This is a genomic window from Bacteroides neonati, from assembly GCF_000499785.1.
GTDB lineage: Bacteria > Bacteroidota > Bacteroidia > Bacteroidales > Bacteroidaceae > Bacteroides > Bacteroides neonati.
Window position 1 is genome coordinate 1,284,895 of record NZ_HG726020.1, and the last position, 11,532, is coordinate 1,296,426.

The window sequence follows — 11,532 nt, forward strand, 5'->3', positions numbered from 1 at the left end:
TTCTAGCAAAGCTAAAGGGATATACCAACCATACACCTATAAGAAGAAAGTGTACGGGCAATTAGTAAGGCTCGGCTTTGATGTTACCATCTTTACACCTGCCTCCTATCAACGTTGTCGTCTTCAACGACCCTGAGAAATCTAATCTTGTGGCTGGCTTCGTACTTAGATGCTTTCAGCACTTATCCAATCCCGACTTAGCTACCCAGCGATGCACCTGGCGGCACAACTGGTAAACCAGCGGTCAGTCCAACACGGTCCTCTCGTACTAGTGTCAGAGCCACGCAAATTTCATACGCCCACGATAGATAGAGACCGAACTGTCTCACGACGTTCTGAACCCAGCTCGCGTGCCACTTTAATGGGCGAACAGCCCAACCCTTGGGACCTTCTCCAGCCCCAGGATGTGACGAGCCGACATCGAGGTGCCAAACCCCTCCGTCGATATGAGCTCTTGGGAGGGATCAGCCTGTTATCCCCGGAGTACCTTTTATCCTTTGAGCGATGTCCTTTGTAAGGCTCGGCTTTGATGTTACCATCTTTACACCTGCCTCCTATCAACGTTGTCGTCTTCAACGACCCTGAGAAATCTAATCTTGTGGCTGGCTTCGTACTTAGATGCTTTCAGCACTTATCCAATCCCGACTTAGCTACCCAGCGATGCACCTGGCGGCACAACTGGTAAACCAGCGGTCAGTCCAACACGGTCCTCTCGTACTAGTGTCAGAGCCACGCAAATTTCATACGCCCACGATAGATAGAGACCGAACTGTCTCACGACGTTCTGAACCCAGCTCGCGTGCCACTTTAATGGGCGAACAGCCCAACCCTTGGGACCTTCTCCAGCCCCAGGATGTGACGAGCCGACATCGAGGTGCCAAACCCCTCCGTCGATATGAGCTCTTGGGAGGGATCAGCCTGTTATCCCCGGAGTACCTTTTATCCTTTGAGCGATGTCCTTTCCATACAGAAACACCGGATCACTATGCTCTAGTTTCCTACCTGATCGACTTGTTTGTCTCCCAGTCAAGCACCCTTATGCCATTACACTCTACGGACGGTTACCAATCGTCCTGAGGGTACCTTTAGAAGCCTCCGTTACACTTTTGGAGGCGACCACCCCAGTCAAACTACCCACCAAACAATGTCCTCGTATCAACGAGTTAGAACTCAAATAAGTAAAGGGTCGTATTTCAACAGCGACTCCACAAATACTGGCGTACCTGCTTCAAAGTCTCCGACCTATCCTACACATCAATTACCCAAATTCAATGTTAAGCTATAGTAAAGGTTCACGGGGTCTTTTCGTCCCATCGCGGGTAATCGGCATCTTCACCGATACTACAATTTCACTGAGCTCACGGTTGAGACAGTGTCCAGATCATTACACCATTCGTGCAGGTCGGAACTTACCCGACAAGGAATTTCGCTACCTTAGGACCGTTATAGTTACGGCCGCCGTTTACTGGGGCTTCAATTCAATGCTTCTCTTGCGATGACATCTCCTCTTAACCTTCCAGCACCGGGCAGGTGTCAGGCTGTATACGTGATCTTTCAATTTTGCACAGCCCTGTGTTTTTGTTAAACAGTTGCCTGGACCTATTCTCTGCGCCCTACCTTGCAGTAGGGACCCTTTCTCCCGAAGTTACAGGGTCAATTTGCCTAGTTCCTTAACCGTGATTCACTCAAGCGCCTTAGTATATTCTACCCGACTACGTGTGTCCGTTTACGGTACGGGTACCTTCAGGATTAAGTTTAGCGGATTTTCTTGGAAGTATGTTTACACGCACTATTGGATTGTCATAAAGACGCTCCATACTATCAGGTTCGACTCTCGCGGCGGATTTGCCTACCACGATCAACATCTACACCCTTCAACGGACTATTCCGTCAGTCCGCGGCGCTATCACTGCTCCGTCTCCACATCACTCCTAAAGGTAGTACAGGAATATTAACCTGTTCTGCCATCGACTTCGCCGTTCGGCTGAGCCTTAGGACCCGACTAACCCTGATCCGATTAGCGTTGATCAGGAAACCTTAGTCTTTCGGCGAGGGGGTTTCTCACCCCCTTTATCGTTACTTATACCTACATTTGCTTTTCCACACGCTCCAACAGAGCTTACGCTCCATCTTCAACGCAGAGTGGAATGCTCCCCTACCAACCATTACTGGTTCCATAGCTTCGGTAAAACACTTATGCCCGATTATTATCCACGCCAAACTCCTCGACTAGTGAGCTGTTACGCACTCTTTAAATGAATGGCTGCTTCCAAGCCAACATCCTAGCTGTCTTAGCAATCTGACTTCGTTAGTTCAACTTAGTGTTTATTTGGGGACCTTAGCTGATGGTCTGGATTCTTCTCCTCTCGGACATGGACCTTAGCACCCATGCCCTCACTCCTGATATAGAACTAATGCGCATTCGGAGTTTATCAAGACTTGATAGGCGGTGAAGCCCTCGCATCTTATCAGTCGCTCTACCTCACATTAGTATAAATCAAGGCTGCACCTAAATGCATTTCGGGGAGTACGAGCTATCTCCAAGTTTGATTAGCCTTTCACCCCCACCCTCAGGTCATCCGGAAGCTTTTCAACGCTTATCGGTTCGGTCCTCCAGTTAGTGTTACCTAACCTTCAACCTGCCCAAGGGTAGATCACTTGGTTTCGCGTCTACTCCTACTGACTAAAGCGCCCTATTAAGACTCGCTTTCGCTTCGGCTGCAGATCTCAAGATCCTTAACCTTGCCAGTAAAAGTAACTCGTAGGTTCATTATGCAAAAGGCACGCCGTCACAGTTTACACTGCTCCGACCGCTTGTAAGCGCATGGTTTCAGGGACTATTTCACTCTTCTATTCGAAGTTCTTTTCACCTTTCCTTCACAGTACTGGTTCACTATCGGTCTCTCGGGAGTATTTAGCCTTACCGGATGGTCCCGGCAGATTCATGCAGAATTCCTCGTGCTCCGCACTACTCAGGATACCACTAGGGTTCAGTTGACTTCGTATACCGGGCTATCACCGTCTATGGCGCAACTTTCCAGATGCTTCTACTCACCAACTTTCGTCCCACAACGTGGTCCTACAACCCCAACTATGCCGTAACATAATTGGTTTGGGCTACTGCGCGTTCGCTCGCCACTACTTACGCAATCATTATTTATTTTCTTTTCCTACAGGTACTAAGATGTTTCAGTTCCCTGTGTTAGCCTCCTGCTAAGCAGGATAATATCTCTTCAAGATATTGGGTTGTCCCATTCGGAAATCTTCGGATCAAAGGTCATTTGCACCTACCCGAAGCTTATCGCAGCTTATCACGTCCTTCATCGCCTCCGAGAGCCAAGGCATCCGCCATGCGCCCTTGCTTACTTTCTTCTTACCGGTCACAGATCAATTATTTACACAATTGAACGTATGGTTCGATATATACTTTTAGCTTAATTACTATTTTAACTTTTTTGGTTTTGTATCATCATGTCAAAGATCGTTGTGAGAATACTTCGACAGTGTCGAAGTTGTAGGATTGACTTGCAGTCTATCCTAACATTCTCAAGAGTGGAGAATAACGGATTCGAACCGTTGACCCCCTGCGTGCAAGGCAGGTGCTCTAGCCAGCTGAGCTAATCCCCCGTTATTGAGATTCGTAGTCCCAGGCAGAGTTGAACTGCCGACCTCTACATTATCAGTGTAGCGCTCTAACCAACTGAGCTATAGGACTATGTTCAAACCCTTGCCTTTCGGCTCGGCTTCTTTTTTCTCTTTCAATCTATATTTTAAATAAACAACTACACGTAGTACGAAGAGGTTCTTATGGTGGTTCCTCTTTAAAACCTTGTTATAAACGTCGTTCACAACATACACTCCAGAAAGGAGGTGTTCCAGCCGCACCTTCCGGTACGGCTACCTTGTTACGACTTAGCCCCAGTCACCAGTTTTACCCTAGGACGCTCCTTGCGGTTACGTACTTCAGGTACCCCCGGCTCCCATGGCTTGACGGGCGGTGTGTACAAGGCCCGGGAACGTATTCACCGCGCCGTGGCTGATGCGCGATTACTAGCGAATCCAGCTTCACGAAGTCGGGTTGCAGACTTCGATCCGAACTGAGAGAGGCTTTTGGGATTAGCATCACATCGCTGTGTAGCTGCCTTCTGTACCCCCCATTGTAACACGTGTGTAGCCCCAGACGTAAGGGCCGTGCTGATTTGACGTCATCCCCACCTTCCTCGCATCTTACGACGGCAGTCTCTTTAGAGTCCTCAGCATGACCTGTTAGTAACTAAAGATAAGGGTTGCGCTCGTTATGGCACTTAAGCCGACACCTCACGGCACGAGCTGACGACAACCATGCAGCACCTTCACAAATGCCCGAAGGCTATGAACTTTCATCCATATTCATTTGCAATTTAAGCCTGGGTAAGGTTCCTCGCGTATCATCGAATTAAACCACATGTTCCTCCGCTTGTGCGGGCCCCCGTCAATTCCTTTGAGTTTCACCGTTGCCGGCGTACTCCCCAGGTGGAATACTTAATGCTTTCGCTTGGCCGCTTACTGTATATCGCAAACAGCGAGTATTCATCGTTTACTGTGTGGACTACCAGGGTATCTAATCCTGTTTGATACCCACACTTTCGAGCCTCAGTGTCAGTTGTACTCTAGTGAGCTGCCTTCGCAATCGGAGTTCTTCGTGATATCTAAGCATTTCACCGCTACACCACGAATTCCGCCCACCTCTTGTACACTCAAGACATACAGTATCAACTGCAATTTTACGGTTGAGCCGCAAACTTTCACAACTGACTTATACGTCCACCTACGCTCCCTTTAAACCCAATAAATCCGGATAACGCTCGGATCCTCCGTATTACCGCGGCTGCTGGCACGGAGTTAGCCGATCCTTATTCGTAGGGTACATACAAAGCGGAACACGTTCCGCACTTTATTCCCCTATAAAAGAAGTTTACGACCCATAGGGCCTTCATCCTTCACGCTACTTGGCTGGTTCAGACTCTCGTCCATTGACCAATATTCCTCACTGCTGCCTCCCGTAGGAGTTTGGACCGTGTCTCAGTTCCAATGTGGGGGACCTTCCTCTCAGAACCCCTATCCATCGAAGACTTGGTGAGCCGTTACCTCACCAACAATCTAATGGAACGCATCCCCATCAAACACCGAAATTCTTTAATAGCAATAAGATGCCTTATCGCTATACTATCGGGTATTAATCTTTCTTTCGAAAGGCTATCCCCGTGTGAATGGTAGGTTGGATACGTGTTACTCACCCGTGCGCCGGTCGTCAGCGGTATTGCTACCCTGCTACCCCTCGACTTGCATGTGTTAAGCCTGTAGCTAGCGTTCATCCTGAGCCAGGATCAAACTCTTCATTGTAAAAGTATTTTGATTGATTACCAAATTTACACTCAGTAATCGAATTCTTGCTCTGTTAGGATGTTGTAAATTTATTGACGTTTATTCAAATCCCTGTTTCATTTGTAATGAATCAAATCATTGACGGTTTTAAAATTTTACCCGAGATTCCTATCTAAAAAGACAAGTCTCTCGCTCTTGTACTACTTGTATTGTTTATGTAAATCTTTCAAAGAACGCTTCTTTAAGTATGCTTCGTTTTAAAAGCGGATGCAAAGGTAAGACTTTATTTTTAAAACACCAAAACTTTTGAGAAGTTTTTTTGTTTTTCTTTTTCGTCTCGTGCGCTTCTCTTGTCGTCTCTCTTGCGAAAGGAAGAAAAGCCTCTGCGAGCTTTTAAACAGAATGTCAATCTTTCAAGGCTTAGCTTCTCTTGCTAAGCGGATGCAAAAGTAGGCTTTTTACCCATACAAGCCAAACTTAAACACCTTTTATTTCGAATAAAAAGGAAATTAAGTTGTAATAGGCTGAATGAGAGATGTGTTATAAAACATAAGTCAGGAAGGGAGAAAAGGAAAGCAAAGAGAGAACACATTATAATATATACGCGCGCGTATTTTCAAACAATATCGTCAAGAACAATTAGAAACACACCACGTGGCAATCACCCCAATACCTTTGTCCATAGAAAAAGCTTCTAATCAATATAAGCAAGAAAGGTCGTTTCACCTAGATGAAACGACCTCTTTTATTTAATAATAGAAGCAGTAAATTAAAGAGCTCCTACTGTTTTCAAGTCAGCGTTTGTTTTACGAACAGCCTCAGCACTCGCCTTAAACTTAGCCATCTCTTCTTCGTTCAAAGGAAGTTCTACGATTTTCTCGATACCATTCTTACCCAGAATTACAGGTACACCACAGCAAAGATCATGTTCACCATATTCACCTTCAAGTGCCACTGAACAAGGAATCATCTTCATTTGATTGTGAAGAATTGACTCAACAACAAATGCTCCTGCCGCACCTGGTGCATACCATGCAGAAGTTCCCAACAAGCCTGTCAATGTAGCTCCACCAACCATAGTTGATTTTACCACTTCATCTATCTTTTCAGCAGAAAGAAAGTTGCAGATAGGCAATCCTTTATAAGTAGCAAAACGAGCCAAAGGAATCATAGTAGTATCGCCGTGTCCACCGATAACCATACCTTCTACTTCGTTAGCATTGCAACCTAAGGCTTGAGACAAGAAGTATTTGAAACGAGAGCTATCCAAAGCCCCCCCCCATACCAATGATACGGTTTTTAGGCAAACCGAGTGACTTCAACGCCAAATAAGTCATGGTATCCATTGGATTAGAAACCAATACAATGTTAGAACTGCGCGTGTATTTCAAGACATTTGACCATACTCCTTAACGGCAAGACCGGTTAAGAAGTGACGTGCAGCTCCGGCCGTTATAGCTTTTTGCGTAGGATGGCTGTAAGGAGCTTCTACGCTGATTACTCCCTGAGCATTGACGTTGATATTGCTACCGATCATTACACCGCCTAATACGGCTGCTTTGGCCACGGGAAGAATATACTTGTTGGCACCGTCGGCAATGCTGTTGAGCTTGTCTCGCAAGGCGGTTGTAAAGCTGTGCTCCGATAGCCCCATACCTGTAACCTTATCGACCTTGTTACCTAGCGATGCGATCAGACCGGCTGTTACACTTTCGTGCGAATTAATATAGTCCTCTATCTCCTTCAGTGTGTCGAAGGCAGACGATGCACCGCCTATCAACTCGTTGAGCCTGGTAGTGGTGACATAGCCTTTATCATTTACCCAAGACTCGGTGGCATATCCTGTTAAAGATGGGATATCGGAAGTACGTGCGTAACCGGCAAGAGCTTCGGTGAGGTGAGACTTGTTGATCTGCTCTGCACCTGATCCGGATAAGGAGGTCCACATCTGCGTTGCGTCGAAGTCGGACCCTACACCACCCAATACGGTAAGTGCCCCGGATGAATCGCGGCCGATGGTGGTTCCATCGATGGGTATACCATCGTAAATAGAAGGTAAATCTACATTTCCTAAGTTTGCGTAATTAACTAAACCGCCAGACAGTGCTAAATTAGCATCCAAGCTAATCAACCCATTCTCATCCCGCAGAACAGACAGTATCTTATCCTTTGTCAATTCATAAACATTATCTGCAGAAATTACCCCATCTTTGTTAATACTAATATTCTTCCCTATCTTTACTCCGCCTAAGATAGAAGATGACGCAATAGGTAAAGAAGGAGCACTGCTGGAAATCTTACTTTCTACCCAATCCTCGGTAGCATATCCGTTCAAATCTAAATTCGTTAAATACCCCTTTCTCTCCACCCATTTTTGCGTGGCGTAACCATCAACAGATGGAATGTCTCCTTTCTTTGCATACACATCATCATGATCATGGATCATCTCCGCATATGGCGGATTCTCTACTTCGAGACTCTCAACCTTCAACATCGTAAACGAAGCACTCTTACCTTTCGTGCTTCCACCAATTGTCAAATTCCCATCAACAATCAAGCCGCCTTCTACATGCTGATCTTCCGTGGTAGAAACATGGTCTCCACTATCTCCCCACACCCTTCGATCATCATTCCAATAAATAACAACCCCGGCTATAGTTATATAATCTCCCGGACACCCTCCATACGGATACAAATCCCAAACCCTCTCTAACGTTTCAAACGTCCCTAAGTCATGTGCATCCTTCATTTCAAATAATCATTAGCGATTGCAAATAATACATCCCCGTGTTCCTTGTCTTTATAGGTATTAGAAACTAGTCCAGCGATATAGTAGATAACGGGAGTGTACAAATTCCTGCAAACATCAATACTTCCATTCTTAATAGTAGGGAATGGAAGATATTTTGCCACTTTTACAGTAACATCCGCACCACCAACACACGAATAAAACTCCATTACCTTCCCTGTAGGGTAAGTTGTTATTGCACAAATCGGTTTGTCAATGCCTCCTCTTATCCCCGAAAATTTAGATTTTTGAAGAAAATAGAGTGGATCAGTATCTTCAATTGGCGTAACAACCGGCCTTCTCCAGTCATTCATCTGAAAAATAACAAGTCTCATAAAATCATCTGGAAGTAATGCATACCCCATCCCTTTACCTACCGTGCCACTTTCCCAATTCAGCGTAGTAGCAAAAGCAACCCCGCCATCCAACAAACGGGACGGAGCTGCCTCGGTCACACTTCTTACAGCATCAGGTATTTTCTGTTCTATGATAGCATTCAACGATAGAGTATAAACATCCTCAATAAATGACGCATGAACCTCGTTCTCGTCCAATGCTTTACGAACCTCTCTTACTATATCTTGAATGCTATAATTCATGCTTACTTCAAATTAGGAAATTCAATACCAAGCTCTTTTGCATAAGCGATAATATGATCTCTACTTCTTATTGTCTTTTCGCATCCTTTTGTTATCAGGTACTCTTTTGCTTCAGCGAAAGAAGTAATCTCACTCTGAATATCTTTCTCATCACCACCAACTATGCCGACATTTCCATTTTCAAGACCATTCCCTGTCTCTCCACCATTATTGTCAACACCACCGCCACTTTCTCCTCCTGACTCACTATCTAATACAACAGCTTCATCATCTCCTTCCTCTTTGATAATTTCCTCAATAGAAATGATGCGACCAAACTGCTCTAATTTTTCAATACCCTCCTGCACCTCATTTTCGTTGGTTCTGTACTGACTCTTTCCACCACAAACCGGGTCAAAATTGATCCTTCTCTTATTCCCACCAATTTTCAGATTAAAAGAAATTTCAGAAACACATCTATATACTTTAATCATCGTACTTTGAGTTTTTAAAAAGAGGGATCAGGATCACCCCGTCCCTCTTCTAGTTACACACTTCTTGTTTATTAAGCCTTCTTTGCCAATTTCAGACGAGCATGAGCCTTAGCATAACGCAAATAGACACAGCTAATCTCCTGCAATACCACTGCATCCGTATTACGAATACCAGCACTCTTCAAGTCTAAAATATTTCTGCTCCAACTTACAAAAGTTCGTTTAGTTAGAAACTGAGGATCAAGCACCAAGCCACAATCGCTCATACCGTTCTGATCGAATAACTCATGATGAATCACCAGCACTTCTCCGAAATCCGTATCAAAGCTCTTAAATTTGAGGCTCCAATTTTCCACGCTTTCCTTCAGTCTAAACTTATCCGATTTAATTTTAGAGAAAGCCGCAAGCATATCACTACCAGCAAACAGAATTTTACGCTTATTTCCAACGCCAACACCGGTAAACAGATCTTTCGTAATATCAACCAGCTCATTATCGGTAATCTCAGCCGAAGAAGTTGTATCATTCCATTCCCCTACGATGATATCCTTACCTGCCATCCACCAGATTCCACCGGTAAACCACACATTTTGCTTTTTAACAGGATGATTAGCTTTCCCTTTTACACCAAACAAAAATGTATTTTCCATACCCATACGCATATCGAAAATAGAATCCTCTTCTAAATCACTGAAATTCCAGTCTACTTCCTTGCTGCTTAATTTATCAAGGGTAGACTGTTCTACCTGCGTCATAAAATTCTGGCAATACTGCACCTCGGGCGTTGGAATGTTGTTAAATGAACCAGTCTGTGCATCAAGCTCAGCACAAGCCTTTCCCATACGGACAAGAATTGTGTTATTGGCAATGGTCGGAATCCAAATATTGTTTCCTTTACCATCCTTTTTGCCATTGACAGCATATACTAATGGATTACCAGATGCAGCTGCTCCAGACACGCAAAGAACCAACTCCTTTGTATCCAATGTCGATCCATCGTCCTTATATCCCATCACACCTACTACACGGATAGTATCAGCTTCACCAAACATATCTGGATCATTCACCGTAAGCTCCGCAGTATTACCCGTAGTTTGCGCAGTGAATTCGGCAGTCAACTTTCCTTTAATAGGACGCGTACCAACAGTATAATACTTTACCTCCATGCTTTTCGTGCTCATTGCTTTGGCATGACGGGTTATTTGATCTATGGGTGTTGCCATCGGTCGGATTTTGGTAATACGTTTGTCGATCTCCTGCGTATACAACTCATCAACGGCTACCTCACCTTTAGTTACGGTTGCGGCACCATCTATTGTCTTACCGCCATCTGGCAAGTCAACCGCTCCCTCAGCAAACAATACACTACCCGATGCACCTGTCACAAATGCTACAATCATCAGAAGCAAAGCCCCTGCAATTTTCCAAAAAATACTTTTTCTCATAATCTTGTTTTGATATTAATAAATAAATTATTTTGCTTTACCTCTCTCCCATATATCGTCAGATCCGCCTTCTCCATATTTAGCTAACGCACCTTCAATAACAGGTTTATTCTTTGAATTATCATTCAAAGCACCTTGTCCACCCAACTGCGGTGGCATATTTTCCGGCGTCGTTGTTTTCTTCTTCTCTCGATCTATTTTCGAATTCCGACCTCTTATTTCAGCCTCATGCGCAGCATTTTCCATATCCGCATCATGAGTGACTCCCTTTAGAATGATAGCCCATGTTTCTTTTGTAATCTTGTCAACAATAGCATCTTCCTGTATCTGTGCAAATAGCTCAAATGCCTTATCGGCATCCTCGTCACTACAATTTAATTCATCCTTTGCCGACTCCAATGCATCAAGGGAAGCAATAATGTTCTTCTTTGCCTCCTCTTCCATCTTGCTATTTTTAAGTTGTCTTTCAAGATAGGCATTGTGCTTCTCTACAATTTTATCTTTCATCTCCGGATCATCAAGTGCAGCGCGAATGTCATCTTGCCCGAAATTATCAATCAGATACAACAGTGGATTTTCTTCTTTAGTGATAGCCAAGAAGAGGCTTGCAATTCTGGGATCCTTATTAAAGGCATTCAAAAGCTTTCCCTCATTCTCTTTATATCCATTAAGTTCGCCGTCGTAAGCGTCGTAATCGTCGTTAATAGACCCGTAAACAGACTCCTCGTCTTCAACATTTAATTCAGGTCTCTTAGCCATCAGTCTCTCTAGAAACAATTGCTTCTTTGTCTTAACTTCTTGTTTTTCAGAATCTACCATACATTTAAACTTTATATTAGTTCTCCTTTTCGGCAAATGTACTC

At 44.4% G+C, this 11,532-nt stretch carries 5 protein-coding genes, 2 tRNA genes, 2 rRNA genes and 1 pseudogene; all 10 read right to left on the reverse strand.

Annotation, left to right across the window (positions count from 1 at the left end; translation table 11 throughout):
- Positions 1–498: 498 nt before the first annotated feature.
- Positions 499–3,367: ribosomal RNA gene (locus TY03_RS08340) — 23S ribosomal RNA — on the reverse strand.
- 186 nt (positions 3,368–3,553) lie between these two features.
- A tRNA-Ala gene (locus tag TY03_RS08345) sits at positions 3,554–3,627 on the reverse strand.
- Between the two features lie 14 nt (positions 3,628–3,641).
- A tRNA-Ile gene (locus tag TY03_RS08350) sits at positions 3,642–3,715 on the reverse strand.
- A gap of 148 nt (positions 3,716–3,863) precedes the next feature.
- Positions 3,864–5,382: ribosomal RNA gene (locus TY03_RS08355) — 16S ribosomal RNA — on the reverse strand.
- The 16S and 23S rRNA genes sit together here with 2 tRNA genes alongside, the layout of an rRNA operon.
- A 751-nt stretch (positions 5,383–6,133) precedes the next feature.
- Positions 6,134–6,770, reverse strand: a pseudogene (locus TY03_RS08360) (malate dehydrogenase); the annotation flags it as partial.
- Positions 6,752–8,113, reverse strand: coding sequence for a hypothetical protein (locus TY03_RS08365; protein ID WP_042368864.1), 1,362 nt, complete (start codon positions 8,111–8,113; stop codon positions 6,752–6,754). The gene TY03_RS08365 and the pseudogene TY03_RS08360, both read right to left, overlap by 19 nt.
- Positions 8,110–8,751 (reverse strand): hypothetical protein, encoded by a 642-nt coding sequence (locus TY03_RS08370; protein ID WP_042368865.1) that lies wholly within the window; start codon positions 8,749–8,751, stop codon positions 8,110–8,112. The genes TY03_RS08365 and TY03_RS08370 overlap by 4 nt, the downstream gene beginning before the upstream one ends.
- Before the next feature lie 2 nt (positions 8,752–8,753).
- Positions 8,754–9,224, reverse strand: coding sequence for a hypothetical protein (locus tag TY03_RS08375; protein ID WP_042368866.1), 471 nt, complete (start codon positions 9,222–9,224; stop codon positions 8,754–8,756).
- A 71-nt stretch (positions 9,225–9,295) separates the two neighbouring features.
- Positions 9,296–10,669, reverse strand: coding sequence for an SU10 major capsid protein (locus TY03_RS08380; protein WP_042368867.1), 1,374 nt, complete (start codon positions 10,667–10,669; stop codon positions 9,296–9,298).
- 27 nt (positions 10,670–10,696) lie between these two features.
- Complete coding sequence (locus TY03_RS08385) at positions 10,697–11,488, reverse strand: hypothetical protein (RefSeq protein WP_042368868.1); 792 nt, start codon at positions 11,486–11,488, stop codon at positions 10,697–10,699.
- Positions 11,489–11,532 lie beyond the last annotated feature (44 nt).

Coding starts and splice junctions, on each gene's coding strand:
- TY03_RS08365 (WP_042368864.1), bottom strand. CDS start 8,113: ATGAAGGATGCACATGACTTAGGGACGTTTGAAACGTTAGAGAGGGTT.
- TY03_RS08370 (WP_042368865.1), bottom strand. CDS start 8,751: ATGAATTATAGCATTCAAGATATAGTAAGAGAGGTTCGTAAAGCATTG.
- TY03_RS08375 (WP_042368866.1), bottom strand. CDS start 9,224: ATGATTAAAGTATATAGATGTGTTTCTGAAATTTCTTTTAATCTGAAA.
- TY03_RS08380 (WP_042368867.1), bottom strand. CDS start 10,669: ATGAGAAAAAGTATTTTTTGGAAAATTGCAGGGGCTTTGCTTCTGATG.
- TY03_RS08385 (WP_042368868.1), bottom strand. CDS start 11,488: ATGGTAGATTCTGAAAAACAAGAAGTTAAGACAAAGAAGCAATTGTTT.